Genomic DNA, 17,381 nt, shown 5'->3' with positions numbered 1-17,381 from the left:
GTATATAACAATGAAAAAGATAAAATATATAGCTGTACTCTTTGCAGCAACAATAATGGCTTCAAGCTGTGACTTCTTGAACGATGAGCCTCAAGGGATATTGAGTGACGAGCAGGTTAGAGGTCCGGCACAAGTGGAAGGGCTTGTAACAGCAGCTTATTCTTCATTAGGAAACGATCATTATGACAAGCCATTCAGTTTGTGGCCTTATGGAAATGTTCGTTCGGACGATGCCTATAAAGGTGGAAATGACGAAAACGATATCAGTGCATTTCATTTTTATGAAATAGCACAAAATATAAAAACAGATTTTGGTGAAGCAGACGGACTCTGGTTTTATTGCTACAAAGCAATTTCGAGAACCAATACGGCTTTGAGTGTACTGAAAACGGTTTCAACAAATGATGTTCCGTTGAGAGATATACGTATGGGTGAAATGTATTTTCTGAGAGGTCATTTTTATTTTATCCTTAAAACTGTATTCGGACGTATTCCTTTTGTTGATGAAGACTTACCGATTGACGAATATGATAAAGTAGATAACAAACTGCCTAATGACGAGCAATGGGCTTGGATTGTTAGTGATTTTCAGAAAGCATATGATCTGCTTCCTGACAAACAAGATCAGCAAGGACGTGCTAATAAAATAGCTGCGGCTGCTTATTTGGCAAAAGCAAATCTATATAAAGCTTACAGACAAGATGATCGAAATAATGTAACTGAAATAAATCATACTGACCTTGAGGAAGTTCTTAAATACACAGACAAAGTTCTTAATTCAGGATATGGATTAGAATACGATTTTGCTTATAATTTCTTACCCGGAGCATATCAAAATGGTAAAGAATCATTGTTTGCCGTACAGTATTCAATTGATGATGGAACTATGTTCGGTAGATTAAATTGGGGTGATGTGTTGTCAGTTCCTATGGGCGTAGGTTGTTGCGATTTTCATAAACCAAGCCAAAACTTAGTAAATGCTTATAAAACAGATAAAACTGGATTACCCATGTTCGATTCGTTCGATAATACCAATTATGATTCGAATTCAAATAGTGCAGACCCTCGTTTATTTCATACTGTAGCTATGCCCGGATTTCCTTATAAATACAATAAAGATTTGATTTATGAAGAGGGGTGGAACCGCAATCCTACTGTATATGGTTATTATGCTTCGTTGAAAGAAAATGTTGATCCTTCGTGCGATTGCTTTGTGAATGTTGCGCCATTTTATGGAAACTCTAAAAACAGAATCATTATTCGTTATGCAGATGCTATTTTAATGAGAGCGGAAGCTTTAATAGAATTGGGACGTCCGAACGAAGCTTTACCTCTTATCAACCAAATAAGAGAAAGAGCACAACGCAGTACTGATATGATTGATTATGCACCTAAATTGAGTATGTCACTTTATCAACCCGGAGTGAATTGCGCTTGGTCAACTAATTTTGCTCGTCAGGCTTTGCGTTGGGAACGTCGTTTGGAATTTGCAATGGAAGGCAGCCGTTTCTTCGATTTGGTTCGTTGGGGTATTACCGATCAGGTAGTCAATTCATTTTTTAAAACAGAATCGTCAAGACGACCATTCTTGAAAAGTGGAAACTTTACTAAAAACAAGAACGAATATATTCCTATTCCTCAACAGCAAATCAATTTTGTAAACGGAATATATAAACAAAACTATGGCTGGTAAGGTCGCAGACCTTCTTATAGCTTGGGTTTGTAGAATAACCCAAGCTTGTTATAACCATGAAAATTAAAATAAGGATACAATGAAAAAAAGAATAAATAACATATTGCCTTTTATCTTTTCCCTGATTCTTTGTGTGGGATTCATTGCTTGCAGCGATGATGATCGTGAGAATCTGGATTTGTCGGGAGGCGTCAGAATATTATCTTTCTCCGTAAATGGGGTGGATGGAACTATAAATGACGAGAGTGGAACGGTGCAAATTTTACTGCCCATGGGTACGGATTTGACAAAGTTAACACCTAAAATTACATTATCTGATCGGGCAATTATAAATCCTGCAGGCAATGAAGCTATGGATTTATCGAAAGCAACAAAATTCAGAGTTACAAACGGTAATCTGTATAAAGATTATATGGTGGTAGCTTCACATATCAAAGGAGAGATGCTGAGTTTCAGCATTGGTAAATACAAAGGAACGATTGATAATGATAAGAGAACCGTTCATGTAAGATATCCTAAAACCGAAGATGTAACTAAACTAACTCCAGAGTTTACGATTACAAATGGTGCTACAGTAACTCCTGCACAAGGGGCAACGGTTGATTTTACAACCCCTGTAACCTATACCATATCTTATATGAATGAAGCTTTTCCTTATGTGGTTACTGTAGAAAAAGTAGACATAAAACCTATTGCATTTCTAGGAGTTGCAAACAATGCTTCGTCAATAGAAAATATGGATGAAAAAGCTGCTTATGACTGGTTTGCTGCTAATGTGGCAGATTTTGAATACGTCTCTTTTAATGATATTAAAAACGGTAAAGACTTAGCCGGTTTTGCAGCTATCTGGTGGCATTCCGACGGTACTACACAAGCCTTACCAACGGTAGCTTTAGAGCCAACAATCATTACAAGCCTTAAAACATATTATCAAAACGGAGGTTCGTTTTTCTTTTCTTCATGGGCTGTTCAGTACGTATCGGCACTGGGTATAGCTAAAGACGGAAAAGCTGTAAATAATATGTGGGGAGAAACTAATGATGCTACACCAACAGGTGATGATTGGGGATTATGTTTCATAGGGAATGAATCTCATCCGATATTCGCAGGATTACAAAAACCTATTGGTGTAAATAATAAAGTATACCTATTGGGTAAAGGAGTAAAAGCGAGAGGTCATAATGCAATCTGGAATTTCGAATGGGGCGATTATGCAAATAATATTCCTCTATGGACTACTAAGAATGGTGCTATTAATTTAGCTAGTTATCATTGGGATGATCAACTGAAAGGACGCTCTGTAATGTTCGAATATCCTAAAGTCGCTACTTCGGGAACTACAATCTGTATTGGAGTTGAATCCTATGATTGGTATAACGAAGATGGCTCTATCGTAAATCCTTATAAAGGAAATATCGAAACACTGACATCTAATATTTTCAACTATCTATTGAAATGAGTATTATAAAAAATAAACCAAATGGGTCTGTGACCTTAACCATTCAAGTTTTATAAAACCATGAAAATCAGAAATAAATTTTTAAGTATGTCCTTGTGCCTAATCAGCTTGACAGGATGCAACAATAATATGGATTATGTAAGTAACGACTCCGGAGCAGCAGCCCCCGGGGCACCTACTTGCTTCGATGTGAATGATTTGTATAGAACCTATTCAACCTTTTTTAAACCTGCCGAGGGATGGGTGGGTGACCCGATGCCATTTTATGAAAATGGAAAATTTCATATCTTTTATCTTCATGATGCAAGAGACGGTTCACTTACTTTTCATCCTTGGTATAAGGCAACTACGGAGAATTTTTCTACATTTACGGATAATGGGGAAATGATTCCTACGGGAACAATAGAGCAACAAGATCGTGCCTTGGGCACGGGAAGTGTATTTAAACACAATGGGGTATATTATGCTTTCTATACAGGGCATAACGGAGATCTTGACCCTCGTGAAAAAATAATGTTAGCCACATCTGCCAATTTGAATACATGGACAAAAGACCCGTCTTTTCTCTTGGCTGCATCCGATGGTTATGATCGTAATGAATTTCGGGATCCGATGATCATTAAAGATGAGGCTTCGGGAACTTTCAGAATGCTGATCAGTACACGTGCCGATTATAAAGGTTCATGGAGAGCCGTTATAGCCCAGTATACCTCAACCGATTTAAGAAACTGGAAACTGACAGAACCATTTTATGACGATCCGAATACCTTTATGTTGGAATGTCCCGATGTATTTACAATGGGCGATTATCAATACTTTATTTATTCGAATATTGACAATCGTAAAGTACATTATCGATTCAGAAAAGGTACAACAGGCACATGGACTATTCCGACAAACAGTGCACTGGATGGCATTGCTTTTTATGCGGGAAAAACCGCATCGGATGGTACTGATCGTTATATAACAGCGTGGTGTCCCACAAGAGAAAACCACAGCGATTATAAAGGTTTCGATTGGGCAGGTTCATTGATTACTCACAAACTTATTCAATATGCGGATGGAACAATTTCGATGACCTACCCTCATGGTCTGAATGATAAATTGAGCAACAGTCAAAATTTGAACATGACAAGTTCGGTTAATACTCAGATCGAATCCAATTCATTTACATTGAAAGCTTCCGCTGAACAAGCGGTTTCGGTCTTCGACAGGCAGGAAGGTACTTATAAAATAGCTGCTAAAGTGAAGGCTACAACATCAAATAGCTTTGGTTTCGAATTCGGATCGTGTGGTAATCGTAGAGAAGTATATGCAGTTGTATTCGATTTAGAGCAACAACAATTGAGATTAGAAAGAAGAGTGTTTGGTGAAGAACCCTTACGTATCGATAATGTAAAACTAAATGTACCGGACAACAAAGAATTTGATGTAACTATAATGGTCGAAAATTCTATTTGTGTGGTATATGTAAATCATCAAACAGCATTTACAAACCGTATTTATAAGATGAGTTGGAATCCTTGGGGTATATTCTCGGATAATGGTGAAGTTACATTTTCAAATCTGAATTTATCAAAATAAAAAAGTAGAACAAAATTATGAAAATATATTTTAAATCAATTTTTTGTTTGGGACTTCTTTCCTTGATCGGTTGTTCTACAAAATCTGATATTGTAGTTGAGGATTTCGAGGCTGATTCTTATAAGAACTGGACAGTTGAGGGAGAAGCCTTTGGTACAAGCCCGTCAGAAGGAAGCATTCCCGGTCAGCAAGAGGTAAAAGGATTCGAAGGGAAACGTTTAGCTAACAGCTATCATGGAGGCGACGATTCAAGAGGAACTCTTATCTCTCCTGAGTTTACCATCGAACGCGATTATATAAATTACCTGATAGGTGGTGGTATGCATGCCGATACTTATATTGAGTTATTGGTTGAAGGAAAAAGTGTATACGTATCGCGATCTATTGTAGAGACCGAGTCGTTACTTTGGATGACATGGGATGTGAAGAACTATAAGGGAAAGAAAGCCGTTATAAAGATTGTCGACAACCAAAGAGGCGGTTGGGGGCATATTCTTGTAGATCAGATAGAAATGAGTGACACTCCCAAAAGTAATATTATGGTAGATCATCGCTTATCGTTCAAGATAGATAAGAAATATCTGCTTGTACCAATCGAAGATAAAGGACCTGAATCACAAATCTATTTGGAAACCAATGGTAAAACCGTAAGTCCTCTTTTGAACATACGTGTTGCACAAACAAAGATCGACTATTGGGTACCTATAGATGTAGAACAATATAAAGGGCAAGATTTAACACTTTTATTTGCTCATGTAAAAAGTGGAGACATAGGATATTCTCAAATAAAGCAATCGGATACTTTCGACTTCGATTACAATGAAAAATACCGTCCGCTTTATCATTTTTCACCTCAATATGGATGGACAAACGATCCTAACGGAATGGTGTATCATAATGGAGAGTATCACCTGTTTTTTCAACACAATCCATACGGATCGATGTGGGGTAATATGAACTGGGGGCATACTGTAAGTAAAGACCTGAAAAAATGGGAATATATGCCTGTAGCAATAAACCCCGATTCGTTGGGAACTATATTTTCGGGAAGTGCAGTGATTGATAAAAACAATACGGCAGGATTCGGTAAAGATGCCATGGTGGCTATTTACACTTCGGCAGGGCGTATTCAAACGCAAAGTATTGCTTACAGCCTTGATAATGGACGTACATTCACTAAATACGATAAAAACCCTGTATTGTCGGATCTTAATTTTGTAGATTTCCGTGATCCTAAAGTATTCTGGCATCAAGGCACAAACCAATGGATTATGTCATTGGCAACTACACAGACAATTACTTTCTATGGCTCGAAAAACCTGAAAGAATGGAGTAAACTCAGTGAATTTGGCGAAGGTATAGGCGATCATGGCGGAGTGTGGGAATGTCCTGATTTATTTCCGCTTACCTATAACGGACAAACCAAATGGGTATTATTTGTAAGCATCAATCCCGGAGGACCTAACGGGGGTAGTGCCACACAATACTTTATCGGGAATTTTGATGGTAAGACATTTAAGGCAGATAATCTACCTTATCCTCTTTGGTTAGATTACGGGCGTGATAATTATGCAGGTGTTACCTGGAGTGATGCTCCCGACAACAGACGAGTATTTATCGGATGGATGAGTAACTGGAATTATACCAACCATGTACCTACGGTTAATTTCCGCAATGCGATGACAATTCCCCGTGAGTTGACTCTCGTTAATAATGGAAAGCATCTTGTTGTAGCAAATGCTCCGGTAAAAGAGATTGCCGAATTGAGAAGAGCCACAGAAAAAGTTTCAGATTTTACAGTGGATAAAACGTATACCGTTGATCGTTTATTGAAAGATAATCAAGGAGCTTATGAAATAGAAATGACGGTTAAACCTACTGCAAACTTCAATTTCAAACTGATAAATAAGAAAGGCGAAAACCTTAAGTTTACTTTCGATTTAGCAAAAGGAAGCTTGATTGTAGACCGATCAAACAGTGGAATATCCGATTTCAGTGACAATTTTGCATCTGCCGAGATTAAAGCTCCTTTGGTTAAGAAAGACACTTATAAAATAAGATTGCTTATTGATAAGGCTTCATCCGAATTATTTATAAATGACGGTGAACTTGTACAAACAAATACCATGTTCCCATCGGAGCCTTATAATTCTTTGGTTTTCGAATCGGAAGGAACTATTGCAGTGGAGAATATCAACATCTATGAATTAAAATAAAATGAAAGAAAAAAACATATATATCAAGCTACTCCCTCTTATGCTGGCATTCTTTGCCATGGGATTTGTTGATCTGGTCGGAATTGCCACGAACTATGTTAAGGCAGACTTTTCGCTTTCCGAAACAGAGGCAAATATATTTCCTTCTATGGTATTCTTTTGGTTCCTCATATTCTCGGTTCCAACAGGAATGCTTATGAATAAAATCGGAAGACGCAAAACGGTAGTTATCAGTTTAGCTGTAACATCATTGGCATTATTACTGCCTTTTGTGAGCTATTCTTATACATCCATGCTTGTATCTTTCTCATTGCTCGGAATTGGGAACACATTGATGCAGGTATCACTAAACCCGTTGTTGTCTAATATTGTTACAGGCGATAAGTTGGCTAGTACACTTACCCTCGGTCAGTTTGTAAAAGCGATAGCCTCTTTTCTGGCTCCTATTCTTGCAGCATGGGCAGCAGCATCTTTAGGAGATTGGAAGTTTCTTTTCCCTATCTTTATGGTAGTTGCCATATTAGCGACTCTACTGTTGAGCATGACATCCATATCGGAAACAGATGAGGAGGGCGAAGGCTCTACATTTGCTCAGTGCTTTGCCCTGCTCGGAAATAAGGTTATACTCCTGTCCTTTATCGGGATTATGTGCCATGTTGGTATAGATGTGGGTACGAACGTAACAGCCCCCAAGATATTAATGGAACGTTTAGGAATGACGCTCGATGCAGCAGGTTATGCTACCAGTGTTTATTTCCTTTTCCGAACTATCGGTTGCTTTACGGGAGCTTTTGTATTGGCACGTTTTTCGGCAAAGAAATTCTTTATGATAAGTGTTACTTTAATGGTTCTGGCGATTATCGGATTATTTATGTTCCATAACCTCACAATGATCTATATTTGTATAGCACTTATCGGTTTGGGTAATTCTAATATATTCCCTATAATTCTTTCTCAGGCTCTTTTACATATGCCTGATAAGAAAAATGAAGTATCAGGGCTTATGATTATGGGACTTTTCGGAGGAACTGTTTTCCCGTTATTAATGGGGTTGATGACAGATTTACTATCTTCACAAACAGGAGCTTTATTAATACTGGCTGTCGGTATATTCTATTTGGTTTTAATGTCGTTCAAACTGAAAGAAAAAGCATAATGTAGGGGGCTGTGTCAAAAGAGATTGAGAACACAGAATACACAGATGTTACAGATTTTATATATTTTGTAAGTTGCTCTTTAATCGTGAAATAGAAAAATCTGTTATTTCTGTGTAGTTTGTGTCCTATTCAGACTTTTGACACACTCTCTCTTATAGGGGCAATTAGATGTAAATGAAAGTATAACAATATAATATAACTAAACATGAAAAATACAGTAGTAGGATTAGGGGAAATTCTTTGGGATGTGTTTCCCGAAAGAAAAGTTCTTGGTGGTGCACCTGCCAACTTTGCTTATCATGCTTCGCAGTTTGGATTTAATGGCTATGCTGTGAGTGCAATTGGTGACGACTTATTAGGCAAAGAAATTCTAACCAGTCTCGAAGAAAAAGGCTTGAATTATTTATTAGAAAAAACCGATTATCCGACAGGAACTGTTCAGGTTACTTTAAATAAAGCAGGTGTTCCGGAATATGAAATCTGTGAGAATGTAGCTTGGGATAATATCCCCTTTACAGCAAGAACCGAAAATCTGGCAAAAAGCACCCAAACAGTCTGTTTTGGTTCTTTGGCTCAGCGAAACAGTGTCTCTCGCGAGACAATCCGCAAGTTTATTACCGCTATGCCTGAAGACAGTCTGAAGATATTCGATATTAATCTGCGTCTCAATTTTTATTCAAAAGAGATTATACACGAATCTTTGGAGATGGCGAATATGATGAAAATAAATGACGAAGAAGTTATCAAGGTAGCTAATCTGTATGGTTGGAAAGGCGATGAGCAGGAAATATGCGGCAGGCTTCTGGAAGATTATAAGTTAGACATACTTGTATTGACAAAAGGTACTGACGGTAGTTTTGTGTTCACTCCCCGTCAGACATCTTATCAGCCTACGCCAAAAGTGCATGTCGCGGATACAGTAGGAGCAGGTGACTCTTTTACAGCGGCTTTTGTTGCAGCCTATTTACATGGCGAGCGTATTGAAGATGCTCATCAACTGGCAGTTGAAGTTTCTGCTTATGTTTGTTTGCAACATGGTGCTATGCCTAAACTAGCCGATTCTTATTTGGAGTTATTCCGAAAATAACCTTTCTATATATTTAAAAGCACTATAACCACCATTGTGGTATAGTGCTTTTTCTTACTTTTGTTCTTCGACCTGAGATACTCCATCCATGAAAAATATAGTATTAGTTGTTTGTATTTTGCTTTCTATTATCCAAACTGCCTGCCGATTAGATAAAAAGTCGGAATATGTGGTTGGTGTTTCCCAGTGCAGTGACGATCTTTGGAGAGAAACAGTGAATGGTGAGATTTTGAGAGAAGCTTCTTTCTTTCAAAATATGCAAGTTCGAATAAAAACGGTAAAAGATGATACTCAGCAACAAATAAAAGATATTGAATCTTTTATTGATTCAGGTGTAGACCTTCTCGTTGTTTCTCCCAATGAGTCCACAGCTATGACTCCCGTTATACAAAAAGCCTATACATCGGGTATTCCCGTAATTCTTTTAGACCGGAAAATAGATACCGATGATTATACAGCCTATGTAGGAGCCGATAATTATCAGCTAGCCTATGAGTTGGGTTTATATGTTTCCGATGTTTTGAAAGAAAAAGGAAATGTAGTTATAATGAGAGGGTGGAAAGGTTCAACAGCCGATGCCGAGCGTTATAAGGGGTTTGTGGATGCCATTGGCAAGTATCCCAATATAAAGATTATTGCCGAAAAACGGGGCGATTTCCTGAAAAATGTAGCAGAGCAACAGATGGAAGAAGTTTTTAAAAATCATGAATCCATAGATTTAGTATTTGCTATGAATGACCCTATGGCACTAGGAGTACATAATGCAGCTATGAGATATAGCGGAAAGTCTCCATTTATCGTTGGTATAGACGCACTTCCGGGCGAGGGTGGGGGGATCGAAAGTATTCAGAAGGGGTTGATAGATGCTTCCTTCATCTATCCGACAGGAGGCGATAAGGTCATCGATATTGCCAACCGCATTTTGAATAAAGAGTCTTTCGATAAAGAGAATATTCTCTATACGGCAGTTGTCGATAAAAGTAATGTACGAGTGATACAGTTGCAAACCAATCAGATATTCGAACATCAATATAAGTTCGATAGGATGAATACTCTGTTGGATAAGAGTTTGCTTCAATATTCCAATCAACGTACCCTTTTCTATATTTCGTTGATTGCTCTATGTCTGATTACATTACTGTTATTTCTTGCCTATAAGGCTTACAAAGCCAAAAGCCGAGCCAACACTCAATTAGAAAAACAAAATGAGGAAATAAAACGTCAGGCGGAAATTCTTACAGAACAAAAAGAACAATTAATATCTCTATCGAAACAATTGGAAGAAGCTACACATGCTAAGTTGGTTTTCTTTACCAATATTTCGCATGAATTTAAAACTCCTTTGTCTCTTATCTTAGGTCCTGTGGAAGCGTTGCTTGCTACGGATAAATTGACAGCAGATCAAAGGGAATTACTCACATTGGTGAAACGTAATAGTAATCGTTTGTTGCATCTTATTTCGGAGATAATAGAATTCAGAAGTTATGAGAATGGCAAGATGAAAACTAATTTCACTCATAATGACCTGAGTGTTTTTCTAAATGATTTAACACCTCTGTTTTTTGATTCTATAAAGAGAAAGAAAATTCATTTGTTTGTTGAGGCAGATAAGTCTGACTTTTTGATGTGGTTTGATAAAGAAAAAGTCGAGAAGATTTACTTCAATTTATTATCAAACGCACTTAAGCATATTAATCAAGGGGGAACCATACATATAAATCTACAGAAAGAAATTATATCAGAAGTAGAATATGCAAAGCTGTCGGTATTTAATAGTGGTTCGTTTATTCCACAAGAAGAATTACGGAATATATTCGACCGTTTCTATAAAATAGATTCTCGTGACGGTAGTACCGGAATAGGACTAGCTCTGACAAGTACTCTGGTGGATATTCACGGAGGCAAAATATATGTAGAAAGCAAAGAAGGTGGAGGCACTACTTTTTATGTTTTACTGCCTTTTTATCAGGAGCACAATTATTCTGATAATAACCTGATCTCCTATGAAAAAGGATATACTGAAACCCGATTGGAGCTGGATTCGATTCCTACAGATAAGGAGATCTTACCCGAAAGTAATTCGGAAGAGGATAAACCACTAGTACTTATCATCGAAGATAATGTGGATATGCGTAGTTTTATGTATCATATACTCAATCACGAATATATTGTAATAGAAGCAGAGAACGGTGAAGAAGGACTTCAAAAGGCAAAGAAATATATTCCCGACCTCATTATCAGTGACGTAATGATGCCCGAAAAAGATGGTTTCGAGGTATGCCATTATTTAAAGGAAAATGTTTCTACGAGCCATATTCCTGTAATCTTGCTGACAGCTTGCTCGTTGGATGAGCAAAAAGTAATAGGATTCGAAAGTGGTGCAGATGCTTATATCCCAAAACCGTTTAATGCTAATCTCTTAAACATCAGAGTTCGGAAACTGATCGAAAACAGGCAAAAGATAAAAGAAGCTTTCGGACATAGCTTGATAAATGACACCAAGAAAACAACTTTGGCTGAAAGTGAGCAAAGCTTCATGGATAGTTTTAGAAATTATGTTGAGTCTCATATTTCCGATTCGGAATTGAATTTGGATGATGTTGCTAAAAGCATCGGGTTATCTAAATCTCAGTTATACCGAAAAATAAAATCATTGACCAATTATTCCCCCAATGAACTAATCAGGATTATTCGCTTGAAATATGCCAAATATTTATTGAACTCAAAAGATAAAACGATCTCAGAAGTTGCTTATGAAGCAGGCTTTTCGTCTCCTTCCTATTTTACTAAATGCTTCAAGGAATTTTATGATGAAAGTCCTACGGGTTATATTGAGCGAATCAGTAAATAATACAATACTCTATTAGTATTGTGTTTCAGGAATTTTAGATAACCTTTATTTTTAATAGTTTTGCGGTTCATTAATTAGTCACCCCTTAAAAATACATTAATCGATTAATGTGTTTTTAAGGGGTGATTAATTAGTTGAGAATTATTTTATCAGTTCTTTATTATCCTGTGATTCTCTACGCCATTGGCAGTTTCAATGCTGATAATATAGACACCTTTTGCCAGATGACCTATATTTATATTACCTGAATTGGTCTCTTTTAAGTTCATATGCAAACGTCCTGCAACATCAATAATTCGTATCGATTTAATGTCTGATACTGACTTAATGTTTAGTACATCGACAACTGGATTAGGATACAATTCTACAGTATTTTTTGCAACTTCAACCGATGGGGCAACAATAGCTGCTGCTGATTTAGTTGTATTTTGCCACCAGGCTTTGTATCCAAGCACTTCATCCTCTACATTGCTGGCATATTTAGCCAATTCGTTAGCAGTTTTGTCTAAACCGCGTACAATGTTATATTGAACATAAAATCCACGAAGATACCCTTTTGGCAACTCTATATATCCGGCAGGTGCTGCATCGGTATGTGGTTGTTTTTTTATGTCTATTGTTATATTATTCAGATTAATGACTCCGTTTCTTATTGCTTTAAGCAATTCTATTTCGTCTTTTTGGTCTCTTAGTGTAGTCCATCCGGCGGTACTCTCTATTCCCGGAATTTTTATATATAACTTATATCCCAATTCGGCATTGGTTAGCGGTCTCATCCAGCGAAGTGGTGTTCTTTTGGGACTTTGATTTCTATATTCGGTATTTGGGATAGAATTAACGTGTTCAGCCAATGTTACTACATCTTCTTGTAGACCGTGATATGTTTTATTTCCAACAGGCATATAGGAAGTGAAGAACATTTGTGCAAGCCCTCCCAATTCTAAATTCCATCTGTTGTCTTCTGTTGCAGGGTTTGCTATACCGTTGTAGAACCAGTCAGGTAAAACTTGGCTTCTCCATCCTGCCGGCATATAACCTAAACCATACGTGTTATTGGCAACAAACCAATATGAGCCTGTTGTAGCATCTTCAGAGAAGTTTTTAGCCGATTTATTCAGCCCGTTGTTGGCACCGATAGTAAACCTGATGTCCCTTTCATTTAATGCGGTATGTGTACCTTGTAGATCATTGGGGTCGGCAAATGGGCACATAGCGAATAATTGCCTTAAGTCTTCATAATATGGCAAGCGGTACTGGCTTTGTATAGTACCTGCTCCATTTGGATGATTTAGGTTAGTACCTTGTTCATCAGTAGAAAATATTGAATATAAATGAAGACGATACGCACCCCAAGGTTCGAAATAATACCCATAATCTCTATTAATATCTTCGGGTGTTACGTTATAAAGTTTTTTCCATTCCGATGGGTTACTAGCATCAATTGTTTTGAAATAATCAGCCATTGTCTGATCAGTAAATGGTCTGTAATTCTTATAATAGCCGGAATAATGAGAAGATGCAGGAGTAAAAGGATCCCAAGCGTTGAAGTTGTTTTCCATCCAGTAATATTCGCCGACACGAACCGATGTTATCTTCGAAGCTGTTGGTTGGGCAGTCGAATAGTCCCAACCGCCTCCCATGAATCTGAAATAAAATTCTTCTTTTTCTTTGGCAATAGGATTACTGTAAATCCAAACGGTAAAGTATTTCGATTCACTGCGATTCCATGTAATAGGTTCATCGGCTCCGAATACCTGTGTTTTATTTGTTAATAGCTTTCCGTCGCTATCATAATAAAATACTTTCTTTCGTATACATTTCTTATAACCAACAGGAGGTGTTACTTCCATTATATTGGCTAGTTCCAGATAATCGTCTTCATAAATATCTCTGAAAGCTCTTGTTGTTCCATCAAGAGTATAGGTGGTTGCCCACTCTTCCGGATATTCTTCACCATCGTATTTATAAATAAACGCTATTTTGCCTTTATTACTTATACTTGCCGGATTAATAACCTGCCCTGTTGTTGCGTCGATATGAAGAACATTCAACGCCTTTATATTGTACAACTGTGCATATGACGAAATAGTGCATATTGCAGCTAAAATAGTTGTTAAAATGAATTTTCTCATGATGCTTATTTTAATAATTACATTTTTTCAGAAAGGAAGTATACGCACATGTATTTTTTATCTGTATTGTTGTGTTTAATAGGAGCATTAGCTTCCATTAAGGTTACGTCCAGATTAGCATTAAGGTATACTACCAGCCTCATGCTATATGGTTTATAACCTACAGGAGGAACCGACTCTGTTACGTCAGTCACTATTAAATCCTCACTATACAGATACGAATAAGGGGTTTGTAATGGTCTGGAGGAAGGGGAAGACACTCCTCCGATAGTTTTGTGGACAATCACTCTTCCATTTGCCGATTTAGGCATTTCGATGCCGGTATCAAAATCTTCGTGGAAAAGATTGATAGCGGTCATTTCCATCGGATCATCGCTAACACTTCTAAGTTTGATTTTCTTTGTGTGTTTTTCAATAATCTTGTTAAGGACATAAGGGTTGATACCCTCTACACCCCGCATTTCGAATTCGGCTTGCCCATACATCGTTACGCTACAGACAAACAGAAGAATCAATGTGATGATTTTTCTCATAAAATTAAGTATTTAAGATGATTAGATAAATAATAAGAGAAGCTGGATCTCTTTTTCAGGCATAATTTATTGTTAATTTTGTTGTTGGTATTTTGTCAGTTTTAAACTTAGTATTCCAAATTATTTGTCGTCGTTTCTATAAAACGTTAAGAACCCTTACCAAAGCCTTTTCTTCTAAAGAGTGAGTCTTTGCGTTTAATATGGAATGCATCACTTACATTGTTTTCTATTAATTAGTTTGTTGTTGTAAAAATTATTGTGTTTGAAATTCTACTATAATTCTGTATTGTCGTATTTAGAAGCGAATATAATTATATTTAACAATTTTCGGATATATAATCCGAAAATTAATAGAAATTAAATTATTTGTATAAAAAATGTAGTTTTTGTTCATTTTAATCGGAGTTATTTTCACTCATAGTTCTAAAAAAAGAGAAAGGTATTTGGGGGTGTTTTAAATTGTTAAAAAAGAATTATCCCGATATGTAAACAACTAATTAGAAAATATAAATTATACTTCTTTTATTTATTGAAAGGCTTTTCTTCCCTTTATTTTTAATAATTTTGCGGTTCATTATTTAGAACTAAACAATTGGGAAAGAAACGAGGTAAAAAGATTATGTGGGTAACCCTTTCGATTATAGGTGTTTTAGCGATTATAGTATTTGTATTTCTGCAACAGGCCAAATTTGGTAAAACACCCGCAGGTGAGCGATTGGCAAGGCTTCAAAACTCAACTCACTACAAAGACGGAAAGTTCCAGAATCAGAGTCTAACTCCCCAATTAACAGGAGAAAAGGGATATGTTGGAGTAATGTATGATTTTCTTTTTGGTGATCATAAAAGAGTTAAACCTGTAGGTGACATACCTTCTATGAAGACCGATTTATTGAATCTTGATAAGAGTGAAGATATTCTGGTCTGGTTCGGACATTCATCCTATTTTATTCAAATAGACGGGAAACGTATCTTAGTAGATCCTGTTTTTAGTGGTGCTGCATCTCCTGTATCGTTTACGACTAAAGCATTTAAAGGTACAGATCGTTATACAGTAGATGATCTCCCAAATATTGACTATCTGTTTATTTCTCACGATCACTGGGATCATTTGGATTATGAGACCATACTAAAATTGAAACCTAAGGTTGGAAAAATTATCTGTAGCTTAGGGGTAGGGGAGCATTTCGAATATTGGGGTTTTGATACAAGTAAGATTGTTGAAATGGATTGGGATGAAGATACAACTTTAGATGCGGGATTTGCGGCTTATTGCTTACCTGCCCGTCATTTTTCGGGAAGAGGACTTTCTCCTAAACAATCATTGTGGTCATCCTTCCTTCTGCAAACTCCTACATTTAAAATATATCTGGGAGGTGATAGCGGTTATGATTCTCATTTTGCGACAATAGGTAAACGTTTCGAAGATATTGATTTAGCTATTCTCGAAAATGGTCAGTACGGCGAAGGTTGGAAATATATACACATGATGTCTGAGCAGGTTTTGCAAGCATCTAAGGATTTAAATGCAAAACGACTATTGCCTGTGCATTCATCTAAATTTGCTTTGTCAACTCATCCATGGGATGAACCATTGATAAGAATCACAGAGGCGAATAAAAATAAGGAGCAGGATGTAATTACCCCTATGATAGGCGAAGCCGTACATTTAAAAGATTCTACTCAAGTGTTCCGTCAATGGTGGATAGGTATTGACTAAGAATGACCTACCTTCAAAAGATTCTTAGAAAATGATGGATGCCTTCCAAAATTACTATTATTGTTATAGAAGCAACTATTAGAGTTAAGACGATACTTATTACAGCCTTAAGAATTGCTTTAAACCAAGATGAAGTTTTAAATACTTCTACCAGCACATAAATATTATATATATAAAGACAAGCCAGAGTTATTAAATACACCCCTCTTGAATGGCTATAATAAAACGCAGGGTAAAATAATAGCAAAATAATCACCTTTACACCATGTGTATAGGAGCTTATCACTAGATGCTCAATATAATTATAGTTACTTTTCCGATACAAGACGTAAGACGACAAGGCATAGAACGGGATTATCAGAAGCTGAATTAATGAGTAGTGGGAATAATACCAATTATATATATAGTTAATATCAAAAATCGCATTATTTTGCCTATTCATTTCGGAGTCAGGATATACATTAAAGAAATGAAGCACCAGACCATAAATTGATCCCCAGATAAGAAGAAATGTAAAAGGCTTGAAATATTGTACCCTTTTACCGCTTAGGTATGATTTAATAGTATATCCCGGTTTTAGGATTAATTCCTTTACGGTATAGATCATCCCTTTATTAATATGTAAAAAGCTGAACTGCAGTTCTTCAACAAGATGAGACAGATCGATACGAGACGTTTTTATAGATTGCCCGCATTCGGTGCAAAAATTGCCTTTTACTGTATTATTACAATTGGCACAGTGCTTGGTTGTTTTACTCATAATTTAAATACTTGTTAATGATGCGAATCAGTAGTTGAACTTTTCCGCTGATTTGTTTAGTTAAAATGTTTATAATCAATAAAACAAGCGATTGATTATTTGCTCAATCTCTTGAAAATCATTAACTTAAAAGAATAATCCCCATTATTTTTCAGTTATGATTCCCAAGAAGAAAGAGCTTAAACTGATAAA

Annotated in this window: 11 protein-coding genes; 8 read left to right on the top strand and 3 right to left on the bottom strand. The window is 36.6% G+C overall.

Annotation, left to right across the window (positions count from 1 at the left end; genetic code table 11):
* The first annotated feature begins 10 nt into the window (after positions 1-10).
* The 7 genes from CLV62_RS20195 (at position 11) to CLV62_RS20165 (ending at position 12,047) form a co-directional block, all read left to right on the top strand.
* Entirely contained in the window at positions 11-1,693 is a 1,683-nt protein-coding gene (locus CLV62_RS20195) for a RagB/SusD family nutrient uptake outer membrane protein (RefSeq protein ID WP_110312580.1), read from the top strand.
* Positions 1,694-1,772: 79 nt separating this feature from the next.
* Positions 1,773-3,152 carry a DUF4960 domain-containing protein gene (locus CLV62_RS20190; RefSeq protein WP_110312579.1) on the top strand — a complete coding sequence of 460 codons (1,380 nt, stop codon included), beginning with the start codon at positions 1,773-1,775 and terminating at the stop codon, positions 3,150-3,152.
* Positions 3,153-3,281: 129 nt separating this feature from the next.
* A complete protein-coding gene (locus CLV62_RS20185) occupies positions 3,282-4,736 on the top strand; it encodes a glycoside hydrolase family 32 protein (RefSeq protein WP_221409265.1) in 1,455 nt (484 codons plus the stop codon).
* Between the two features lie 17 nt (positions 4,737-4,753).
* Positions 4,754-6,952, top strand: a complete 2,199-nt coding sequence (locus tag CLV62_RS20180) for a GH32 C-terminal domain-containing protein (protein ID WP_110312577.1) — start codon at positions 4,754-4,756, stop codon at positions 6,950-6,952.
* A gap of 1 nt (position 6,953) precedes the next feature.
* A complete protein-coding gene (locus CLV62_RS20175; RefSeq protein ID WP_110312576.1) occupies positions 6,954-8,108 on the top strand; it encodes an MFS transporter in 1,155 nt (384 codons plus the stop codon).
* Between the two features lie 206 nt (positions 8,109-8,314).
* Positions 8,315-9,196, top strand: a complete 882-nt coding sequence (locus tag CLV62_RS20170; protein WP_110312575.1) for a carbohydrate kinase family protein — start codon at positions 8,315-8,317, stop codon at positions 9,194-9,196.
* 88 nt (positions 9,197-9,284) lie between these two features.
* A complete protein-coding gene (locus tag CLV62_RS20165; RefSeq protein WP_221409264.1) occupies positions 9,285-12,047 on the top strand; it encodes a hybrid sensor histidine kinase/response regulator transcription factor in 2,763 nt (920 codons plus the stop codon).
* 149 nt (positions 12,048-12,196) lie between these two features.
* Here the strand turns inward: CLV62_RS20165 and CLV62_RS20160 are convergent, their stop codons facing one another.
* Positions 12,197-14,179, bottom strand: coding sequence for a T9SS type A sorting domain-containing protein (locus CLV62_RS20160; RefSeq protein ID WP_110312574.1), 1,983 nt, complete (start codon positions 14,177-14,179; stop codon positions 12,197-12,199).
* Positions 14,180-14,196: 17 nt separating this feature from the next.
* Positions 14,197-14,712 (bottom strand): hypothetical protein, encoded by a 516-nt coding sequence (locus CLV62_RS20155; RefSeq protein WP_110312573.1) that lies wholly within the window; start codon positions 14,710-14,712, stop codon positions 14,197-14,199.
* A gap of 619 nt (positions 14,713-15,331) precedes the next feature.
* Here CLV62_RS20155 and CLV62_RS20150 point away from each other — a divergent pair.
* Positions 15,332-16,429: an MBL fold metallo-hydrolase gene (locus tag CLV62_RS20150; RefSeq protein WP_110312572.1), complete on the top strand. Its 1,098-nt coding sequence runs from the start codon at positions 15,332-15,334 to the stop codon at positions 16,427-16,429.
* A gap of 13 nt (positions 16,430-16,442) precedes the next feature.
* On the opposite strand, the gene CLV62_RS20145 is transcribed toward CLV62_RS20150, so the two are convergent.
* A complete protein-coding gene (locus CLV62_RS20145) occupies positions 16,443-17,189 on the bottom strand; it encodes a DUF3667 domain-containing protein (RefSeq protein ID WP_110312571.1) in 747 nt (248 codons plus the stop codon).
* Positions 17,190-17,381 lie beyond the last annotated feature (192 nt).

The organism is Indolivaga alginatilytica, assembly GCF_003201355.1.
GTDB classification, from domain to species: Bacteria; Bacteroidota; Bacteroidia; order Bacteroidales; family Dysgonomonadaceae; genus Dysgonomonas_A; species Dysgonomonas_A alginatilytica.
The sequence above is the reverse complement of the archived record's forward strand: the minus strand, read 5'-3'. Positions and strand labels throughout refer to the sequence as shown.

Bases quoted from the DNA above. Each gene is read 5' to 3' on its own strand.
- CLV62_RS20195 (WP_110312580.1), top strand. From the start codon at position 11: ATGAAAAAGATAAAATATATAGCTGTACTCTTTGCAGCAACAATAATG.
- CLV62_RS20190 (WP_110312579.1), top strand. From the start codon at position 1,773: ATGAAAAAAAGAATAAATAACATATTGCCTTTTATCTTTTCCCTGATT.
- CLV62_RS20185 (WP_221409265.1), top strand. From the start codon at position 3,282: ATGGATTATGTAAGTAACGACTCCGGAGCAGCAGCCCCCGGGGCACCT.
- CLV62_RS20180 (WP_110312577.1), top strand. From the start codon at position 4,754: ATGAAAATATATTTTAAATCAATTTTTTGTTTGGGACTTCTTTCCTTG.
- CLV62_RS20175 (WP_110312576.1), top strand. From the start codon at position 6,954: ATGAAAGAAAAAAACATATATATCAAGCTACTCCCTCTTATGCTGGCA.
- CLV62_RS20170 (WP_110312575.1), top strand. From the start codon at position 8,315: ATGAAAAATACAGTAGTAGGATTAGGGGAAATTCTTTGGGATGTGTTT.
- CLV62_RS20165 (WP_221409264.1), top strand. From the start codon at position 9,285: ATGAAAAATATAGTATTAGTTGTTTGTATTTTGCTTTCTATTATCCAA.
- CLV62_RS20160 (WP_110312574.1), bottom strand. From the start codon at position 14,179: ATGAGAAAATTCATTTTAACAACTATTTTAGCTGCAATATGCACTATT.
- CLV62_RS20155 (WP_110312573.1), bottom strand. From the start codon at position 14,712: ATGAGAAAAATCATCACATTGATTCTTCTGTTTGTCTGTAGCGTAACG.
- CLV62_RS20150 (WP_110312572.1), top strand. From the start codon at position 15,332: ATGTGGGTAACCCTTTCGATTATAGGTGTTTTAGCGATTATAGTATTT.
- CLV62_RS20145 (WP_110312571.1), bottom strand. From the start codon at position 17,189: ATGAGTAAAACAACCAAGCACTGTGCCAATTGTAATAATACAGTAAAA.